The following is a 19,211-nucleotide window of genomic DNA, read 5'->3' on the forward strand; positions in this document are numbered from 1 at the left end:
GCACGTCTGGACTCTGAGGTCACTGGATTCCGGCCTGCGCCGATGTGCCTTTCAACAGCGAAGCTGGTCAATGACGAGCACGCGTTAGGCAAACGCGTCGACTAGACCGACCGCCACACGTTGGAGCACTGACGTGGCAGTGTCATCGTTCGCGTCACCCGCACTGCCGGACGTTTGTGAAGACCCCTGCTGCTGCGACCCGTCAAACTGCTGCTGTTGCCCATGCTGCCCGACGGTCGTATGACCAAGCGACAAACCTTGCCCGCTCAGCATCTGATTCAGCTGATCCAGGCCTTGTTGGACGGCCGCCGTCGTCGCGGGATGCTGCGTCGTAAATGCCACATCGACGCGGCCATGCTCCACGCTCACCTTCACATTGAGCGGCCCGAGATTTTCGGGATTCAAGCGAATCTGCGCCTGCTTCACTTCCTGACCGGACAACCACGTGACCTGATGGCCCAGCTCTTTCGCGAAACCGGACGAACCGACGGGCGCGCTGTTGGAGAGACTGTGTGTCGTAGACGTGCTGGAAGCCGGTTGCGTGGCAACGGCCGTGGCGTCGAATGCCCCTCGCAGCGATGCAAGATCAGGCGTATTCGCCGTTGTATTGGTCGAAGGCGCCGCGTTGACCGCACCCAATGCGGCATGGCCTGCCGTCATCGCCGTAGCCGCCAGCGTCTGCACGCTATCTGCCACCGCCTGGACAACCGCGTTGCCGAAGCTACCCGTGCTTGCCGTATCCGTGTCGCCTGCGTCGTCGTCATCGGCATCCGTACTGCCGCCTGTTGTTGTACCCAGGGCACTCTGCAAAGCGGTCGGTGAAGTGGCTGCGCCAACGCTATTTGTCGCACTCGCGTTGGCCGGCGTTGCGTTGCCTTTGGTTGCCGCAGCGGGCTGCGGAACCGGTGGCGGTGGCAGCGGCGCGACAGCCGCAGTCTGCGGCGGCGTATGTGGTAGCTGGCCGTTGTTGTTCGACGGCACAGCAGATTTTCCGGCAGCGGATTTTGTTCCTGCTGCGCCCGTACTCTCGCCCGCGGTGTCGCCCGTGGCCTGGTCGATAAGGCTCAACACGGAGTTCGCCAGCGATGCGACGCCGGACGTATTGCTGTCGTCGTCGCTTGATGAAGACGATGTGTCCGAGGCGGCACTCGCCGCAGACTTGCCGTTCGCCGAAGCATTGGCTTGGGATGACTGGCGGCTCTGGCCGCTAGACGTGTCGTGAGCGGAATCCGCCGTCTTCGCCGCTGACGAATCGTCATCCGACGACGCCCGCTGCCGCTGTGCATCATTCAGACGCGCATCAAACGACGCATCGTTGTCGCGCTGGCTGTTTCGCTGCGGCGACGGCGACGGCGCGTTGATTTGCGGCGTAGCCGGCTGGATGGGTAACGGTGTGGCGCTCATGCCTTGATACTCGTCTCGGATGAAAGCCATCCGCTGATGGCTGCAAGCAGCAAGAAGCAAGCCAGTCGGATAAAGAGGTTCATGGCACACCGAACCCGCGTTTGCGGTGCTGCATACGTTCGTCGACTTCGGCCTGCTCCAGGCGCTGCTCGCGCTGGTTCTCCTGCTTGCGCAGGCGCTCAACCACGCTATCGAGCGCGTTTTCGCGCGCATTCGCGCTTAGCCAGCGCTCACGCGCGGCATTCAGGCTGCGCTGAAGACGCTCGACCAGCTTGCCCTGCTGCACGATGGCCTGATCGATGCGTTCGACAAATTGTTGACGGTTCAACAGCGCGCTCACCGACAAACCGCCGGTGCCCATGCTGTAGTCGCGGCGATAGCGTTTGAGTTCTTCCCACTGCTCTTCGGCGTGCGCAAGTTTCTGCTGATGCTCAGCCAGGCGCTGCATCGCGTCTTTCTTGCGGCGCTGTGCCTGGTCGACCGCAGGTTGAAGGCGTTCGGAACGCGATGTCATCCACCAATCTCCGCGGCAATGAGCGCGAGTTGATCCTGCGCGGCACGCAGTTCCACGGGCTCGTCGACTTCCTGCTGCAGAAATCGGACCAGCCGCGGCCACATGGCAATCGCCTGATCGACCTGCGTGTCCGAACCTTTCTGATACGCGCCGACGGCAATAAGGTCTTGCCGTTGCCGGTAGGCGGAATACATCTGACGAAACTTCTGCGCGGCGCGCATGCGCTCCTTCGACACGACAGCGGGCATCACACGGCTGATGGATGCTTCGATGTCGATGGAGGGATAGTGACCGGCTTCGGCCAGATCGCGCGACAGCACGATGTGGCCATCCAGGATCGCGCGCGCGGCATCGGCGATGGGATCGTGGCGATGATCGTCGCCTTCGGTCAGCACCGTGTAGAACGCGGTGATCGAACCGCGGCCTTCGGCATCGTTGCCGGCGCGCTCGACCAGTGCGGGCAGCATGGCAAACACCGACGGCGGATAACCTTTTGTCGCGGGCGGCTCGCCAATGGCCAGCGCAATTTCACGCTGCGCCTGCGCATAGCGCGTTAGCGAATCCATCAGCAACAGCACGCGCTGACCGCGATCGCGAAACCATTCGGCAACCGCCGTGGCGTACTGCGCGCCGCGCAAGCGTTTCAGCGGCGGTGCGTCGGCAGGTGCGGCGATGATGACCGCGCGATGGCGGCCTTCGTGGCCGAGCGTCTGCTCGACGAATTCTTTTACTTCGCGGCCACGTTCGCCGATCAGGCCGACCACCACGACATCGGCGTCGGTATAGCGCGTCATCATGCCCATCAACGTGGATTTACCCACGCCGGAGCCAGCGAACAAACCGAGACGCTGGCCGCGGCCAACCGTCAGCAATGCATTGATCGCGCGCACACCCGTATCGAGCGGCGCATCGATCGGTTTGCGCGCCATCGGATTGATCGGCTCGCGTTTGAGTACGGCATGCGCGTCGGCGCGCAACGGACCTTCACCGTCGAGCGGCACGCCATCGGCACCGACGACGCGGCCGAGCAAGGCCTCGCCGACCGGCAAACCGCCGACGCGTGCGCAAGGACGCACGCGCGCATTCGGCAGCACGCCATGCATTTCGGTAACGGGCATCAGCAGCAATCGCTCGTCGGCGAAACCGACGACTTCCGTATCCAGTTCCGTGCCATCGGCTGCATCGACCAGGCAGCGTGAACCGAGCGGCGCTTCGCAGCCTTCCGCTTCCAGCGTCAATCCCACGACGCGGCGCAGACGCCCTTCCACCGTCAACATATGTGAGGACTGCGCGCGTTGCGCACGTCGTGCCAACTGCTGACGCCAGCGTTGGTGACGTGCCTGCAAGGCGCTGTCGTTGTTCACGCAGCGGCCTCCGCATCGCTTTCGTCCAGATCGTCGCCAAGTACGGCGTCGATCACGGCGGCAAGGCGAGTGGTTACGCGCGAGTCCAGACGTGAGCGTGCGCTTTCGAGCACGCAATCGCCGCGTTGAAGTTTGGGATCGGAGCCGAAGCGCCAATGCGGTTCTTCCGCACCGAGTTCGCGCAGCAGATCCATATCGTGCGGGTTTACCCACACGCGCAATTCACGTGTGGCGGAAGGCAACGCATCGGCGGCCTTGCGTATCGCCACGGCAATCAGCGACGGGTCCATCTGCAGTTCGCGGCCCACGACACGTTCGGCCATCACGGTGGCCAGCAGCGCAAGTTCGCGTTCGGTGGCATCGTCAAACGTCGTCAGGGGACGCGCAGCAGCGACAAAGATCGCTTCGAGTCGTGCGAGACGCTCATCCAGCTGCGACTTGGCCGCAGCACGGCCTTCCGCCAGACCTGCGGCATACCCTTCTTCGCGTGCCTGACGTTCGATTTCTTCCAGTTCGTAAACCGTGGGGCCGGGCGCTGGTTCGGGCGCGGCAACAGCCGGACGGTCGCCGACGGTCGGCGGCTCCCACTTGTCGAACAGCGGAATCTTGTCGCGGCTGAGGACGCTCGCCATCAGACGAACTCATCGCCGTTGGCGGTGAGATTGATTTGCCCGGCATCGGCAAGTTTGCGTGCAATGCCGAGCACTTCTTTCTGCGCTGCGTCGACGTCGCTGAGTTTGACGGGACCTTTGACTTCCAGATCGTCGCGCAGCATATCAGCGGCGCGCTTGGACATGTTGGCGAAAATCTTTTCGCGCACGGCCGGCTCGCAGCCTTTCAGTGCGATGACCAGGCGCGTCGACGGCACTTCGCGCAGCAGCGTCTGCATGCTGCGATCGTCGATTTCCGACAGATCGTCGAACACGAACATCAAATCTTCGATCTTGCCGCCGAGCGTGGCGTCCTGTGTACGGATGGCACCCATCAGCTCGGCTTCGCGCGACGAATCCATCGCATTGAGAATATCGGCAGCAGCCTTCAGGCCACCGACCGTTGCCGACTTCAGCTTGGACGAGGTGCCGGAGAACTGACGCTCCATGATTTCATCGAGTTCGTTCAGCGCCTGCGGCTGCACGCCATCGAGATTGGCGATGCGCATGACTGCGTCGCTGCGCGTACGTGACGGCAGATAGCCGATCACTTCGGCCGCCTGATCGGGTTCGAGATGCGCGAGTACCAGCGCAATGATCTGCGGATGTTCCATGCCGATCATCTCGGCAATAGCGCGGCTTTCCATCCACTTGAGCGACTCAAGGCCCTTGGTGGAGCGGCCGAGCAGGATGCGGTCGATCAGGCTGCCGGCCTTGGTTTCGCCGAGTGCGTTGACCAGCATCTTGCGAATGTATTCTTCGGTACCGACGCCGAGCGCGGTCTGGCGGCCGATGTCGGTGTTCAGCGCATTGAGTACGCCTTCGACCTGATCGCGCGACACGTTGTTGAGCGTCGCCATCGCCGTACCGACCGCCTGCACGTCGCGTGCGCTGAGATGCTTGAGCACCTCGGCGGCGTCTTGTTCGCCAAGCGTCAGCAGCAGGATGGCGGCGCGCTGTGCGCCGCTGAGAAGTTGCTCAGCTGCCATCGTCGCCCACCCAATTCATGACGACCTGCGCAACCTGCTTCGGATTTTCCTGCACCAGCTTGCGCGCCAGACCGATCTTCTGCTCGTAAGCCATGTTCTGAATTTGCGGCGCTTTGATATGAACTTCGTCTTCGCGATCGTCATTTATGTCATCGTTGATGCGCACGGACACGGTCGGAATGGGACCCGCCAGTGCAGTCATCGGTTGCGGCGCGCGCATCAGGCCCTTGAGCATCGGACGCAGCAGGCCGAAGGCAATCAGCAAGGCAATGAGAATGCCGACGCCCTGCTTGATCAGATCGAGCATGCCGGGACGCTGCCAGAACGGTTCAGTCACCGGTGTGTCGTCTTCGGCGGGCACCGCGGAGAAGGCCTGGTTGACGACACTGACACTGTCGCCGCGCTGTGCATTGAAACCCACGGCGTTCTTGGTGAGATCGGTCAGATGCTGGATGTCCTGCGGCGTGAGCGGAATGCTCTTGCCCTTGCCATCGGCCGCCATTTTGTCGTCGACGACTACGGCAACCGTCAGGCGAACGAGACGCCCTGCCGGATCGCTGACATGACTGACCGTGCGGCCGATTTCGTAATTGCGCGTGGCGCTGGATGATGTATCGGAAGGTGTCGACGCTTGCGTATTTGTAGCGCTCGCACCCGGTGCGCCTGCGGCGGGCGTTGCCGCTGCGCCTGCATTCGGTTTCGCGGCAGTCGGTTGCGCCACCGTGTTCGGCGGCTGATTGCTTAGCGCGCCAGCGATTTCGCCGGCACCGCCGTCATGTTTGGTTTCGCTGCTGGTCTGTTCGCTGCGCAGCGCGGGATTGGCGTTGTCGTAGCTCTCGCTGGCTTTTTCGGTCTGGCTGAAATCGAGATCGACATCCACCTGCGCACGCACGCGGCCGCTGCCGACGAGTGGCGTGAGCAAATCTTCGATGCGCTGCGCGTAGAGATTTTCCATGCGCGTGGCCAGACGCAGGCGTGTATCGCCCACGGCATCGGCGCTATCAGGATCGGAGTTGGTGAGTAGTGTACCTTGCTGATCGATCACCGACACCTGCGAAGGGTCGAGATCCGGCACGCTGGCCGAGACCAGATGCACGATGGCAGCGACCTGGCTGCTATCGAGCTGACGGCCCGGATAAAGCGTCAACAGCACCGATGCGCTGGCCGGATGATTGTCGCGAATGAATGCGGACGGCTTTGGTAACGCCAGATGCACGCGCGCGGCACGCACGAACTGCAAACCGGCAATCGTGTTGCCCAGATCGGTTTCCAGCATTTCCTGGTAGCGCGTGTTTTCCGCCAGATCGCTCATGCCGAACGGCGAATCGCTCTGCGGCAGCGTGGCGCCTGCGGTACTGCCCTGCGGCAAACCCTGGCTGGCAAGTTTCAGACGCGTGTCGGCGAGCACATCGGCCGGCACGGAAATGGACGCGCCATCGGCGCCCAGCTTGAAAGGCGTGTTGCTGGTCTGCAGCGCCTGCGTCACCGCGGCGGCATCTTTCGGATCCAGACCTGCATACAACAGCGCGTAGTTCGGACCGCGCGACCACAACACAATGCCGACACCCAAGGCCACGGCCACCGAGACGCCGACCAGCAACAGCAGCAGGCGCGTCATCGGATTGCGCATGACGTCTTTCAGTGGATCAAGACGCGATGCGTTGCCGGCAGGCGTTAGGTTGTTTTCGGCCATGAAAACTATTCAACCTTGGTGGGTGTGCGACGGGGTCGTACAGGGAGGGTTCTGCGAATCGTTAGACGGGCATGTTCATGATGTTGGTGTACGCATCGACCAGCTTGTTGCGCACTTCCACCAATCCGCGAAACGCCAGATCGGCCTTCTGCCCGGCGATCGAGGTTTTGACGATGTCCGAACCCGGATCGCCGCGCTCGAACGCATTCACTTGTGACTGCGCTTCGTTCTGCTGTCCGGCAATCGCACCGATCGACTGTTTGAACAAGGAGCCGAAATCCACATTCGGTGCAGCGCCCGCTGCCGACGGCGCAAGCGCCGTGGATGCTACGGAAGCGACAGATGCGGTACCGGCTGCTTGTGCACTCATGGCGCGAAGCTGCGAAAGCACACTGTTGACGTCTATCTGACTCATGTCGGTTTTCCAACGCGAAATCGGCTACTGAGGTGCTTTATGCAACGGCCGTGCCACTCTGCGCGGCGGCATCCGCGGCGCGAGCGCACGACTGCAGCCCGTACTTGCGCAGCTTTTCCACCAGGGTGGTGCGCTGCATGTGCAAGAGCTTCGCGGCATGCGCGACGACACCGTCGGTGATGTCGAGCGCCTGACGGATCAGTCCCACTTCGATATCGGCAAGGTGGTCTTTCAGATCGACGCCGCCTTCCGGCAACAACACTTCGGCTTCCAGATTCACACGCGACTGCGTGTTGGTCGGCTTGGCCGGGGCGTCGAGCATGGCGCGCAGGATGCTGCTGCCCGCTTCGTCGATCGGCTGCACGCCGCGGTATTTTTCCGGCAGATCGTTGGCGCGCACTTCGCTGTTCGGATAAAGAATGGCAAGACGCTCCACCAGATTCGACAGCTCGCGCACGTTGCCCGGCCAGGTGTGCTGACGCAGGGCCTGCATCGCGCTACCGCTAAAACGCACGGTGCTCAGGCCACGACGCTGCAGACGCTGGTTGAATTCGGAGATCAGCTCGGGCATGTCGTCCAGGTGCTCGCGCAATGCGGGCATCTCGAGCGGGAACACGCTCAGGCGATAAAAAAGGTCTTCGCGGAACCGGCCTTCGGCGGTGGCGACTTCCAGATTGCGGTGCGTGGCAGCGATGATGCGTACGTCGCAACGCTGGGTGCGGTTGCTGCCGACGCGCTCATACATGCGTTCCTGCAGCACGCGCAACAGCTTCACCTGCATCGGCAGACTCATGTCGCCGATTTCGTCCAGGAACAGCGTGCCGCCCTCAGCCATCTCGAAGCGGCCCTTGCGGGTGCTGATCGCGCCGGTGAATGCGCCCTTCTCGTGACCGAACAGTTCGCTTTCCAGCAATTCGGCGGGAATGGCGCCGCAGTTGATGGCGACGAACGGCTTGTCGCGGCGCGGGGAGCAATCGTGGATGGCGCGCGCCACCATTTCCTTGCCGGTGCCCGATTCGCCCAGCACGAGCACGCTGGAATCGAACGGTGCCACCTGACGTATTAATGCGTTGACGCGACCCATCGCGGCGGAGCTACCGACCAGCTTCAGCGGCGCAGCGGTCTTGATCGTCGTCGTCGACGGTGCGCGGCGTACGGCTTCGGCCAGACGCTCGTAGCGCAACGGGAAATCCAGAACTTCAATTTGCGCAGCGTGCGACGAGCCGACCTTGGTCAGGCGGCCGAGCTGCGGCGAATCGGCACCGACCATGACGAGCAGCTGATCGAGCTGCGTGTCCATTGCCGCAACGGCTTCATCGCAAAGCGCTGCGTCGTCGATGCCACCAATGTAGACAGCGCGCCAATCCCCTGCGCTCGTATCAATCGGTGTCGAAGCATTCCATCGCTGCGGAAAATACCCCATGAACTGCATGGCCGATGCAACGATATCGGCGCGTGTTCCGTCAGATTCAATGATGAGAACGTTGCTGTTTGGCATGAGCACGAGTCCTGCTGCGTTTACTGCTGACTACCCGAAGAACAATCACGAGTTCCTTCCCAACGCGTGTTGTCCGCTGCGTGTCGGCTTTCCGCCGTGACACGTGTGTTCATGCAGCAAGAGGTGCGCCAAAAAATTTGCTGACAATTTTGGTCAGCGTGCCTTGCGTGACGTAATTCGCGCACCGCGCGTGCGCGGATTCACAGAAGTGAAGCCGCAAGGCGTTCGGAAGAAACCGTTTACATCAAGGACTTATATCGATCTTATGGAGAATCGAGGTGAGCGGTTTTGACATGCCCTTCACGCGTCAAACCCATGCCACGCCTAGTTTTCGACATATCCGAATATGCGAAAGGGTGATCGACATCACATTCTGTGTTTCGGGGATGGAACCGTTTCCGTCACTCCGGTCATCCGCGCCTCTGCCACTCTGCGCCGATGGTGACAAAAAACGAAACGTTCCAACCCATCTTCGACCAATTCGCTCAATTCACAAAAGTAAACGAAAGTGCTTCCGTCGTTTGTTGAACGTCCAAATCGCGCGGGAAGTTCGAGCGGCAATGCACGGCACGCATCGAAGTGCATACGTATGCACAGCGTGTCTGACGCGGGAATGACGCTTTCCTGCACAACGATGCCCACGGCGTTGAAGCGCACCGGCTGACGTTCCGGCAACAGCGTCGCAGGCACCAGCAAGCGATCGACGATATCCAGCAAAACGTTGAGCTTGCTGTCCATGCGCTGCAATTCCAGCATCATCGGATCGTCATTATCGCCCGTGTTTTCAGGCTTTTTCTCATCGAGCGAGGCAAGTGTTCGCAACACATGCAGGTTGCGTTCGTTGAGCCGTGCAATGTCCTCGGGCACAAAATGAAACGCATCCACAGCGATGTGCGGATTGCCCTGATACGTCATCCTTTCGGAAAATTCCTTCCAGATTTCATCAATAGACATGGGCATGCTCCTCGCGCTGCCAATGGGCCCATCGCGGCGTACGCGTCGTCAAAGCATTTATAACGCGTCGCATGCCGCTGAAGTTGCGTCCCATTGACCTGATGCCCGCACTCAACGCGATGACGATGAGCGTATGTATGTCTGAAGGGCGCGACGATTGTACGGTTGCCGATCCAGTTGCTGCTTCAGCGCAGTGCGGGCGACATCGGCATGTGCCTTCAAGGTCTGGTTGTGCTTGACGACCGTCGCAATGATCTGATGCTCGCTCTCCGTCAACGATCCGGCCCCTTGCTTGCGCAAATGGCGGCTCCGTTCGGCATCGAGCTGGCTGACGCGATCCCAGTTGCTGCCTGCAGCCGCATCGAGCATGTCGATGGTGATCTGCAGAACGCGCTGCAGGTCGATGCGCGCCGCTTCATTCATGATTTGACGGCCTGAAGCTTGCCCTGCTCCGCCAGGAACTCGCCGCGGATGGCGTGCCACGCCTGGCGAATCGGGCTGATCAGGCGTTCGCTTTCGTCCAGTGCGCGCAGATCGTCGTTGAGCTGGGCATGGATCAAGCGGCGGCTGATGTAGTCGTAAAGCGCATCCAGCCGGCCGGTGAGAACGGGTTCGACATCGTGGTTCAGGCTGCGGCGCAGCTCGCTCAGAATGCCGATCGCCTTGGCGAAGGCAACACCCTTGGCGGCAATGTCCTTATGCATGATGTGACCACGGGCCTGGCTGATCCGGTCGACCAATCCGTCCAGCAACATGGCAACCAACTGGTGCCGGTCGGCCCCTTCGACACTGCCCTGTGCCCGGGTCTGGCGGTACAGCGCGCCAGGATTTCGCATCGTCGCGTAGCTCATGGTGCTTGATCCCTTCTCCCTTCTTTCATTAGCTGCTGCTACTGCTGGTGCTTTGCTTTTCGAGATCGGTGAGATACGAGCTGGTGTTGTCGAGCGACGTCATCAGCGTATCCAGATTCGAGTATTGCTTGACGAGCTGCTCCTGATACGTCGCCATGCGCGTGTTCAGCGCCGTCTGCTGGGTCGATAGGTTCTTGACGTCCGTCTGCAGATCGTTGATGCGGGTATCGAGGATGCCGGAGCTGCTGTTGTAGTTGGTGACCAGGCTGTTCAACTGTGTGCCGATGCCATTGGCGCTGGCGAACAGGTTCTGCACCGTGGACGGATCGCTGCTCAACGCGTTGTCGAGCGTTTCGCTATTGAGCGACAGGCTGCCGTCGGAATTGCGCGTAATGCCCAGCGACGCCAGGCTGCCGATGCTGTTGCCCTGGACAGTGCTGCTCATCACATGGGAAAGCTGCGTCTGGATGGCATCAAGTGTCGGATCGCCAAGCAGAACGCCGGCCTGGCCGGTGCTGGAGTTGTAGCTGGCCAGCTCGCCGACGTCGGTGTTGTAGTTGTTGTAAGCCGTCACGAAATCGTTGACCGCCGAGCTTATCGGCGCGGTGCTTTGCGCGACCGTCAGGGTCGAGGTGCCGGTCGAGGTCAAACTCATGGTGACGCCGGTCAACGCGCCGCTCACGTTATTGGTGGCGCTGGTGACCGGAATGCCATCCACCGTGAGTTCGGCATTGTTCGCCGCGCCGGTACCCGGTGAATTGAGCTGGCTCGCCAGCGCTGTGAGCCCGCTGCTGCTATCGCTGCTGGTGCTGACGGTGAACGCGTTGGCGGTGCCGGTTTGCTGCGACGTAAATACCAGCTGATCGCCGTTGGCACCGGCGATCACGTTGGCGGTGACGCCCGGATTGTTGCTGGCGTTGTTGATGTTGCTAGCGATGGTTTCCAGGCTGTCCGATGCGGAGACCGACAGATCCAGCGTGTTCTTGCCCACGGTGATATCCAGCGTGCCGGCACCGACGGCCGTTCCGCTGCTGTAGGCACTGCTGACGCTGGTCTGCGCGGTAGCCAACTGCGTGACATCGATGGAATAACTGCCGGGCGTGGCATCCGGAAGCGTAGTTGCCGTACCGACACCGCTCGCCGAGGTGCTATTGGCGGAAAACGCTGCGGTGTACGTTTGATAAGTGCTGCTGGAGGTAAGTTCGGAAAGCGCCGACTGCAGGCCGGTAAGCGCTGTGCTCAACGCAGTCAGACCGGCGACCTGGTTGTCGTCGGAGTTGGTCTGATTGGTGATGTCCGCCTGCGGAGCGGCTTCGGCCGCATTCACCAGCGCGGTAATGATCGAGCTGACGTCCAGGCCCGAACCCAGGCCCAGCGTGCTCAGAATGCCGGTGCCGGAAATGTTCGCAATTTCGGAGCCGCTGCTGCTCGAGGAGCCGGTGGATGAGCTGGACGAGCCCGTAATCGCGCTGGAAAGCGCGCTTGCCGAACCGCCAACACTGGAAATGCTGCTCATGTCAGACCTCGCAAAGTCATCTTGCCGTACACCGCGGTCGTGCCGCATGCCGTCAAGCTGCCGGTAAAACGCTCGCGCTCAAGCCAACGCTTTACCCGCCGCTCGCGTAAGTTTTCTGGCGGCAAACACGCCGCCAGAACCCTACTAAGCAAAATCCCGGCCATGGCGCGATGCCATGGCCGGTGGTACCTGTTACTGCAGCAACTTGAGGATGTTCTGCGGTTCGGAGTTGGCGGTTGCCAGCACCGAGATACCCGCCTGTTGCAACACCTGCGCCTGACTGAGTACCGCGGTTTCTGCGGCAAAGTCCGTGTCCTGAATCGACGATTGCGAGGACGTCAGGTTGGTTTGCTGTGCGCTGATCGTCGAGATATCCGACTGGAAGCGGTCTTGCACGGCACCGAAGGTGCTGGACAAGTTGCTGACCGTGGTCAGGGCTGCATCGACGCGCGAGATCAGCTGGTTGGCATCATCCACCGTCAAAACGTCGCCGCCTGCCAGCGAACCGGAGGCTTCGACCACTGCGCCTGCCGTGTAAGCACCACCCGTCAAAGCGGTAGCGCCCGTGCCGACGCCGCTGGCGCCGAAGGACACCGCACCCGACGTGAGGTTGGCAAAGCTACCCGATGCTGCGGCAGCTGCCGACGCGCCGGTCACCGATGCGCCGTTAACGGCCAGTTCGCCCGTGGAGTAGATGTTGATACCGCCGCTGGCATTCACTGCTGCGCTAACACCATTGACGCCTGCTGCGTTGATTGCATCGACCACGTCCTGTGCACTCGTCGCCGTGCCACCGGTGAAGGTGTACGAGGAACCATCGGCGCCGGTGAGCGCCAGACCGCTGAGGCTGACTGCTGCACCCGTGCCGCCGGTGGAATCCAGGAACGCACCGCTGATGTCGCCGGTGGAAACTTCCGAGATCTGACCCAGCTGGCCGGTGGTAGCGCCCTGGCCCAGCTGCACATCGATGGCCTGGCCGACGTTGGCACCGACCTGGAACGACAGGCCGTTGGACGTACCGTTCAACACGTTGATGCCGTTGAAGCTGGTCTGGTTGGCAATGGTGTTGATCTGCGAGAGGTACTGCTGAACCGTGGTGTTGATCGCAGAACGATCCGATGCCTGATACGTGCCGTTGGCCGACTGCACGGCCAAATCGCGGATCGACTGCAGGTTGGAAGTGATCTGGCTCAGTGCCGAACCTGCGGTCTGCGACAGGTTGATGGCATCGGTGGCGTTTTCGCTAGCCTGGTTCAAGCCACCGATCTGGGTCTGGAAGTTCTGAACGATCGCATAGCCGGCAGCATTGTCGGCTGCACTGTTGATCTTCAGACCCGAGGAAAGGTCTTCGGTCGCGGTGCTCAGCTGGCTGGACGAAGTGGTCAGGTTGTTCTGAGCTTGCAGCGAAGAAATGTTGGTATTGAGAACGAGTGACATGGAAGTCTCCTAAAACCGGTAAGTTGTACTCAAGCCGGCGGGGACTGTGCTTGCTGTGCCATCCGCCTCAGAAACTTTTTCGGCGTGGCAAAAGAATACTTAAGCAGCGCTAGCCATCTTTTTGTTGTTATTTCAAGCTTTTTTTGCGCAAAAAGCCCTAAAGGTTTTCGAGAAGCGCCCGATGAGCCGCGCATATCTCCCTCCCCTCCGTCCAGCAGGGGAGAGCCGGGGTGGGGTCAAGCCCTGCACATATATAAGAAGAGCCACCCCCTCCCAACCTCCCCCTGTTCCACAGGGGGAGGAGCCAATCGCGTAACTCGAACACACACGCACTTCCCCCTCCCCTGCGTGCAGCAGGGAAGGGTCGGGGTGGGGTGTCAAGCCCCGCGCATATATAAGAAGAGCCACCCCCTCCCAACCTCCCCCTGTTCCACAGGGGGAGGAGCCAATCGCGTAGCTCGAACACGCACGCACTTCCCCCTCCCCTGCGTGCAGCAGGGGAGGGTCGGGGTGGGGTCAAGCCCTGCATATATATAAGGAGAGCTACCCCCTCCAACCTCCCCTTGTTCCACACCGGAAGAAGCCAAACGCGTTGGCACCAACATTGCTCCTTACCTCGTATATCCGGCGCGGACGCCGGCAAGCGTCGGAATTCCGACGCCCGCACCCGCGCCACATCGATAAAGACGAGGAAGACAAATGCGTTGTGTGCTTGCGATCTGTGCGATCTTCAAGGACGAAGCTGCGTATATACGCGAATGGGTCGAATTCCATCAGTTGATGGGCGTAGAGCGGTTCTACCTCTACAACAACAACAGCTCCGATCGTTATCTCGACGCGCTGCAGACACATATCGAATCGGGCGCGGTGGTCCTGCACGAGTGGCCACAACAGCACGCCCAGCTCCACGTCTACGAGCATTGCCTGAAAACCCACGGCAGCGAGACCGACTGGCTCGCCTTTATCGACATTGACGAATTCCTGTTCTCGCCCAAGGCCAAACTGCTGCCCGATGTGCTGGCCGACTACGCCGAATATCCCGGCATCGGCATCAACTGGGTGATGTTCGGTTCGGGCGGCCACAAGCACAAACCCAAAGGCGGCGTGCTCGAAAACTTCATGCGCCGCGGGCAGCTCAATGCGGGACTGCCTTACAAGAATCTGCGTTTGCCGGACGGCAGCTATCGCTCGGAAAACTCGCACATCAAGAGCATTGTCCAGCCGTCCAAGGTACGCAGCGTCGCCAACCCGCACTACATGCTGTACGCCGATGATGCACGCGCGGTCGACGAGACCAAGCAACCGATCACCGGCTCATTCACCGACAAAGTGTCGGTGGAACACCTGCGCATCAATCACTATTGGAGCAAGTCGGAAGACGAATGCCGGTTCAAGTTCGGCAAAGGCATGGCCGACGGCCTCGGCGAGCGTGACTGGATCGAGTTCCTGCATCACGAAACGATCCTCAACGAGGTTCATGACGACACCGTGTTGCGCGTCATCGCACAGCTTGGCGTGTTGCCGCCAAAGTGGTCGCTGGATACGTTTGTGCGCAATGACGAAGGCGTCCATCACTCGCCACTGCGCGAGCGCCCAGCGCATAAAGCGATCCACACGACGGCAACGCGTCTGTTTGACCTTATGCATCAAACCACCGATACCAGTCTGTATTCGGCGGCATTGCTCAAGGAAATCCACAGCCGTACCAGTGCACTGCATTTGTCCCCGCGCCGCGCCAATCCGCTGCATATCTTTGACGGAATGGCCACCGAGAGCCGCGTGCTGGAAATCGGTTGCGGCGGCGGCGTGCTCACACAGGCGTGGATCGAACGAGGCTGCAGCGTCGATGCCATCGAATTCGCCCCGCATTGGGCACGCGTGGCCGCAGCGCGTTTGCGCGAACAGCCCAAAGCCCGCGTTTTTCAGGCGAGCGTGCGCGAACTTGAGCTGCGCCCGGACTACGATGTCGTTTGCGTCAACTTCGATCACGACTATGCCGAAGCATGGCCGCGCGGCGACGCATTGCGCGAAACCATCGCCGTAGCTGCAACCGCATTGAAGCCAACCGGTGTGTTGCTGGTATCGACCAGCAACCGTCTCGCCGAACCGGACAATCGCGCATTACTCACTCGTAGTCAGCTCGAAGCAGCGTTGCGCGCATCCGAACTGACGCAGATCGACACGCAACTCGCGTTTCCCGACGCGCGGCTTCCCGAATTGCTTGTCTCCGATCGGGCGCTCACCACGGCACCGGAACTGCGCGCCGACGAACTGATCGCGCAACGCCCGCTACTGCGCGATGCCGGCAACGAAGCCACGCAATGGCAAAGGCATCAGGAAGCCGGCACGCTTGGTCAATATGCACCGGGCCTGTTGCTGGTCGCGCGGCGTGAAGGCGTTCCTTCGCCCTTGCGCGCCGACGTACTTGCCCAAAGCTACGTGGACAACCGCGTTCCTGCGCTCGACACCATTACCGATTACGTTCTGGACGGCGACGCCATCCAGGTCGTGCCGCACAAACTACTGGACGATCAGTACTGGAACACCACCGGCTTCGAACAGGTACTGACGCCTCGTGTGTATCCGCAAGGACGTTCCTTGCTGGTCGAGGTTCGCCGAGCCATCCACGAACGCCGTACTGATCGCATGATCGCACTGCTGCGCAAATGGGGTGCGCTGGTCTATGCACAAGCTGACGAAGACGACAAGATTCCGGCCGAATGGCTGGACGCACTACCCGCAAACATCTACGTCGATGCCGATGGCGGACTGAGTTTCCACGCTGGCGAATGGCGCGCACGCCAACCGATCGAGAAGCAGATTCCCGTTTACGTCGGCCTGTGGCAGATCGCCTATGAAAGCGGGTTCGAGAACCTGCTTGGCATCACCTCGCCGCTGGAGCGCGTAACGTGGCTGTGCAAGCGACTGTTGATCGATGCTTCCGCTGAGTGGATCGGGCACGGCCGCAACATCAATGAATCGTTTGCGCGTGAGATTTACGAAGGCGACTGCTGGAACCGCACCGACCGTCACCTCAAAGTGCTGCCGGCATGGCTGGTTCCACCGCCACCATCGGATCAATACAAGCACTGGCAGGCACAACATCAACTCAGCGAGATCGCCATTGCACAGGCGATGCAACGCATCGAGCAATCGGGCGCGCCGCGCATCCATGTGATGCTGATCGATGCGGCTGATGAAGCGGAAGCCGTGTCGTTTACGCAGGAAAGCATCGTTGCGCAGCATTACCCGCATCATCAGCTGAGCGTCATCTCCGGCGAAGATCGATTGCAGGAGCGTTTGAACAAGGCCATTGCCACCAGCAACGCGGATTGGATCCAGCTCGCCTATGCAGGCGACATATTGCATCCGGCCACTTTGTTGTTACTTGCCGAACGCATCGCCACCCAATCCCATCTGCGCGCAATCTATTTCGACGAAGACACGCATACGCGCGGCACGTTCGAAAGTCCGATCTTCAAACCCGATATCAATCTCGACATGCTGCGCAGTTACCCCTACGCAGGCCGCGCACTGGCCTTCAACCGGGAACGCTGCCTTGCACTGGGCGGCCTGAGCGAAAACTACGGCGACCTGGCCGGCTACGACCTGCTCTTCCGCCTGCTGGAAACCGACGGACTGCAAGCGATCGGGCATATTGGCGAAGTGATGTATCGCGCTGCACTGCCCTACGTGCACTGGTTGGCGTCGGATACGGCAAAGACAAATAGCGCCGCCATCGTCTCCCAGCATCTGCAACGCATGGGCGTGCCGCATACGATGGAACCGGGTGCGCTGCCCGGCTTCAATCGCGTGGTGTACCAGCATGAGCGGAAACCGCTCGTCTCCATCATCGTACCGACCAAGGACCAGCTCCCCATTCTCAACGGGTTGCTCGACAGTCTGCTGTCGAAAACGACTTATCTGAATTACGAGTTGCTGATCGTCGACAACAACACCGAAGAACCGGCGGCACGCGCGTATCTGGATGGCATCGAACGCCTCAACAGCCATCAGCTGCGCCTGTTGCGCTATCCGCATCCGTTCAACTACTCGGCCATCAATAACTTTGCCGCGAAACAAGCGCGCGGCGAATATTTGATTCTGCTCAACAACGACACCGCCGTACTGCACGGCGACTGGATCGAAGCGCTACTCAACCACGCGCAACGTCCGGAAGTGGGCATCGTCGGCGCCAAGCTGCATTACCCGGACGGACGCATTCAGCACGGCGGTGTGGTGCTGGGTCTGCGCGGGCCGGCCGATCATCCTTTCATCGGTCAGCCGATGGAATCGGATGGTTACATGCACCGTCTGCGCGTGGATCAGAATTACACCGCAGTCACCGCGGCCTGCTTGATGATTCGCAAATCGGTCTACGACCAGGTGGGCGGACTCGACGAACAAGACTTCAAGGTGTCCTACAACGACGTCGACTTGTGTCTCAAAGTACACAAGGCCGGCTATCTCACCGTGTGGACACCTTACGCGCGGCTGATGCACGTGGGCAGTGTCAGTCAGAGCAAGGTCGACAAGACCGCACAGGAAGCCAAGCAGAAACGCTTCCAGGGCGAACAAGGCGCGATGTACCGCAAATGGCTGGGGCAGCTTGCGCGCGATCCGGCTTACAGCATGAACCTCAGTCTCGATGGCGTCGGTTTTGAACTCGACCCGAATCGCGGCAAAGGCTGGCAGCCCTTCAGCCAACCGTTGCTGCCACGCATGTTTTGTGTCGCCGCCGATTCGCATGGCTGCGGACACTACCGCATCGTGCAGCCGTTTTCTTCCATGCAACGCAACGGCCTGGTCGAGGGCATGATCGCTGGCGTGCACCTATCGCCCGTCGCGATGGAACGTTTCCAGCCCACGTCGCTGGTGCTGCAACGTCAGGTTACGGATGCACAGGTGAAGTTGCTGGAGAGTTATCGCGATTTCACAAAGGCCTTCAAGGTCTTCGAGCTGGACGACCTGATCCATCAGATTCCGGTGAAGAGCCACTTCCATGGATTGATGCCGAAAGACATCGTGAAGTCACTGCGGCGCTCACTATCCACTGTCGATCGTTTTGTGGTGTCGACCGATGCGTTGGCCGAACAATTCAAGGGTTTCCACTCCGACATCCGCGTCGTGCTCAACCGGCTGCCGACGGATTGGTGGGGCGACCTGCCGAAAAGCCAGCGCCGCACTGGTCGCAAACCCCGCGTTGGTTGGGGTGGTGGCTCAAGCCACCGCGGCGATCTCGAATTGATCGCCGATGTCGTGCGCGACCTCGCCGACGAAGTGGAATGGGTCTTCCTCGGCATGTGCCCCGACAAACTACGTCCGTATGTCCATGAATTCCATTCCGGCGTACCCATCGAAGAATACCCGCGCAAACTCGCATCGCTGAACCTCGACCTCGCCCTTGCACCACTTGAAGAAAATGCCTTCAACGAATGCAAGAGCAACCTGCGCCTGCTCGAATACGGCGCGTGCGGCTTCCCGGTGATCGCCACCGACATCGTGTGCTACCAGAACGATCTGCCCGTGACGCGCGTAAAGAATCGCTACAAGGAATGGACCAACGCCATCCGCATGCACATCGAGGATCTCGACGCCACTGCAAAGATGGGCGACGCGTTGCGCGACTCGGTAAGCCGCGACTGGATGCTCACCGAAGAAAAGCTCATCGATTGGAGGTCGGCATGGCTTCCAAACTAAACCGCCGTTACACCATCGAACCCGCGGCGTCGGAATTTCCGGGATTGCTTTGTCTGTGGTTGCGGCAGAAGCCGGCGTCGAATGAGATTATCGTGCGCAAGACACGAAGCCTCTCGCGCACGCCTCGCTCGTTTTCCCGGACCAGTTATCGGACGTCGTGGGAAGAAGTGCTTCACTGAATAACGACGATGTGTGATCCCCGACTCACACATCGTCGCCGTCACCC

The 19,211-nt window shown here is 60.6% G+C and carries 15 protein-coding genes; 2 read left to right on the top strand and 13 right to left on the bottom strand.

The genetic code is table 11. The features are described 5' to 3' along the window. Window positions 1-84: 84 nt before the first annotated feature. The 13 genes from EKH79_RS11165 to EKH79_RS11225 all read right to left on the bottom strand — a co-directional run bounded on the left by EKH79_RS11165 (window position 85) and on the right by EKH79_RS11225 (window position 13,285). Window positions 85-1,404, bottom strand: coding sequence for a flagellar hook-length control protein FliK (locus EKH79_RS11165; protein ID WP_158621232.1), 1,320 nt, complete (start codon window positions 1,402-1,404; stop codon window positions 85-87). A gap of 79 nt (window positions 1,405-1,483) precedes the next feature. Next, window positions 1,484-1,918, bottom strand: coding sequence for a flagellar export protein FliJ (gene fliJ / locus EKH79_RS11170; RefSeq protein ID WP_126673910.1), 435 nt, complete (start codon window positions 1,916-1,918; stop codon window positions 1,484-1,486). Further along, window positions 1,915-3,282, bottom strand: a complete 1,368-nt coding sequence (gene fliI / locus EKH79_RS11175; RefSeq protein WP_126673911.1) for a flagellar protein export ATPase FliI — start codon at window positions 3,280-3,282, stop codon at window positions 1,915-1,917. The genes fliJ and fliI overlap by 4 nt, the downstream gene beginning before the upstream one ends. Next, window positions 3,279-3,914, bottom strand: a complete 636-nt coding sequence (locus EKH79_RS11180; RefSeq protein WP_126673912.1) for a FliH/SctL family protein — start codon at window positions 3,912-3,914, stop codon at window positions 3,279-3,281. Before EKH79_RS11180 ends, fliI begins: the two co-directional genes overlap by 4 nt. Next, the gene (gene fliG, locus EKH79_RS11185; RefSeq protein ID WP_126673913.1) at window positions 3,914-4,921 is read right to left on the bottom strand and encodes a flagellar motor switch protein FliG; all 1,008 of its coding nucleotides are present in this window, start codon (window positions 4,919-4,921) and stop codon (window positions 3,914-3,916) included. Before fliG ends, EKH79_RS11180 begins: the two co-directional genes overlap by 1 nt. Then, complete coding sequence (fliF, locus tag EKH79_RS11190) at window positions 4,911-6,614, bottom strand: flagellar basal-body MS-ring/collar protein FliF (RefSeq protein WP_126673914.1); 1,704 nt, start codon at window positions 6,612-6,614, stop codon at window positions 4,911-4,913. Before fliF ends, fliG begins: the two co-directional genes overlap by 11 nt. A 61-nt stretch (window positions 6,615-6,675) precedes the next feature. Further along, complete coding sequence (gene fliE / locus EKH79_RS11195) at window positions 6,676-7,029, bottom strand: flagellar hook-basal body complex protein FliE (protein ID WP_126673915.1); 354 nt, start codon at window positions 7,027-7,029, stop codon at window positions 6,676-6,678. Window positions 7,030-7,066: 37 nt separating this feature from the next. Then, window positions 7,067-8,527 (bottom strand): sigma-54 dependent transcriptional regulator, encoded by a 1,461-nt coding sequence (locus tag EKH79_RS11200; protein ID WP_126673916.1) that lies wholly within the window; start codon window positions 8,525-8,527, stop codon window positions 7,067-7,069. A gap of 366 nt (window positions 8,528-8,893) precedes the next feature. After that, complete coding sequence (locus EKH79_RS11205) at window positions 8,894-9,481, bottom strand: PilZ domain-containing protein (protein WP_158621233.1); 588 nt, start codon at window positions 9,479-9,481, stop codon at window positions 8,894-8,896. A 111-nt stretch (window positions 9,482-9,592) separates the two neighbouring features. Continuing rightward, the gene (gene fliT, locus EKH79_RS11210) at window positions 9,593-9,904 is read right to left on the bottom strand and encodes a flagellar protein FliT (RefSeq protein ID WP_126673918.1); all 312 of its coding nucleotides are present in this window, start codon (window positions 9,902-9,904) and stop codon (window positions 9,593-9,595) included. Next, on the bottom strand, window positions 9,901-10,332 hold the full coding sequence (fliS, locus tag EKH79_RS11215; RefSeq protein WP_126673919.1) for a flagellar export chaperone FliS: 432 nt from the start codon (window positions 10,330-10,332) through the stop codon (window positions 9,901-9,903). Before fliS ends, fliT begins: the two co-directional genes overlap by 4 nt. A gap of 28 nt (window positions 10,333-10,360) precedes the next feature. Next, window positions 10,361-11,848, bottom strand: a complete 1,488-nt coding sequence (gene fliD, locus EKH79_RS11220) for a flagellar filament capping protein FliD (RefSeq protein ID WP_233590287.1) — start codon at window positions 11,846-11,848, stop codon at window positions 10,361-10,363. Window positions 11,849-12,040: 192 nt separating this feature from the next. Beyond that, window positions 12,041-13,285 (bottom strand): flagellin N-terminal helical domain-containing protein, encoded by a 1,245-nt coding sequence (locus EKH79_RS11225; RefSeq protein WP_126673921.1) that lies wholly within the window; start codon window positions 13,283-13,285, stop codon window positions 12,041-12,043. Window positions 13,286-13,984: 699 nt separating this feature from the next. On the opposite strand from EKH79_RS11225, the gene EKH79_RS11230 reads away from it, so the two are divergent. Beyond that, on the top strand, window positions 13,985-18,985 hold the full coding sequence (locus EKH79_RS11230; protein ID WP_126673922.1) for a glycosyltransferase family 92 protein: 5,001 nt from the start codon (window positions 13,985-13,987) through the stop codon (window positions 18,983-18,985). Continuing rightward, the gene (locus tag EKH79_RS11235) at window positions 18,970-19,164 is read left to right on the top strand and encodes a hypothetical protein (protein WP_126673923.1); all 195 of its coding nucleotides are present in this window, start codon (window positions 18,970-18,972) and stop codon (window positions 19,162-19,164) included. The genes EKH79_RS11230 and EKH79_RS11235 overlap by 16 nt, the downstream gene beginning before the upstream one ends. Window positions 19,165-19,211: the final 47 nt, after the last annotated feature.

The sequence above is a fragment of the Dyella dinghuensis genome, assembly GCF_003977615.1.
GTDB lineage: Bacteria > Pseudomonadota > Gammaproteobacteria > Xanthomonadales > Rhodanobacteraceae > Dyella_B > Dyella_B dinghuensis.

What these genes read in the sequence shown, in the direction of transcription:
- EKH79_RS11230 (WP_126673922.1), top strand. Translation starts at nt 13,985, where the DNA reads ATGCGTTGTGTGCTTGCGATCTGTGCGATCTTCAAGGACGAAGCTGCG.
- fliS (WP_126673919.1), bottom strand. Translation starts at nt 10,332, where the DNA reads ATGAGCTACGCGACGATGCGAAATCCTGGCGCGCTGTACCGCCAGACC.
- fliF (WP_126673914.1), bottom strand. Translation starts at nt 6,614, where the DNA reads ATGGCCGAAAACAACCTAACGCCTGCCGGCAACGCATCGCGTCTTGAT.
- EKH79_RS11165 (WP_158621232.1), bottom strand. Translation starts at nt 1,404, where the DNA reads ATGAGCGCCACACCGTTACCCATCCAGCCGGCTACGCCGCAAATCAAC.
- EKH79_RS11235 (WP_126673923.1), top strand. Translation starts at nt 18,970, where the DNA reads ATGGCTTCCAAACTAAACCGCCGTTACACCATCGAACCCGCGGCGTCG.
- EKH79_RS11225 (WP_126673921.1), bottom strand. Translation starts at nt 13,285, where the DNA reads ATGTCACTCGTTCTCAATACCAACATTTCTTCGCTGCAAGCTCAGAAC.
- EKH79_RS11200 (WP_126673916.1), bottom strand. Translation starts at nt 8,527, where the DNA reads ATGCCAAACAGCAACGTTCTCATCATTGAATCTGACGGAACACGCGCC.
- fliD (WP_233590287.1), bottom strand. Translation starts at nt 11,848, where the DNA reads ATGAGCAGCATTTCCAGTGTTGGCGGTTCGGCAAGCGCGCTTTCCAGC.
- fliG (WP_126673913.1), bottom strand. Translation starts at nt 4,921, where the DNA reads ATGGCAGCTGAGCAACTTCTCAGCGGCGCACAGCGCGCCGCCATCCTG.
- fliE (WP_126673915.1), bottom strand. Translation starts at nt 7,029, where the DNA reads ATGAGTCAGATAGACGTCAACAGTGTGCTTTCGCAGCTTCGCGCCATG.
- fliT (WP_126673918.1), bottom strand. Translation starts at nt 9,904, where the DNA reads ATGAATGAAGCGGCGCGCATCGACCTGCAGCGCGTTCTGCAGATCACC.
- EKH79_RS11180 (WP_126673912.1), bottom strand. Translation starts at nt 3,914, where the DNA reads ATGGCGAGCGTCCTCAGCCGCGACAAGATTCCGCTGTTCGACAAGTGG.
- EKH79_RS11205 (WP_158621233.1), bottom strand. Translation starts at nt 9,481, where the DNA reads ATGTCTATTGATGAAATCTGGAAGGAATTTTCCGAAAGGATGACGTAT.
- fliJ (WP_126673910.1), bottom strand. Translation starts at nt 1,918, where the DNA reads ATGACATCGCGTTCCGAACGCCTTCAACCTGCGGTCGACCAGGCACAG.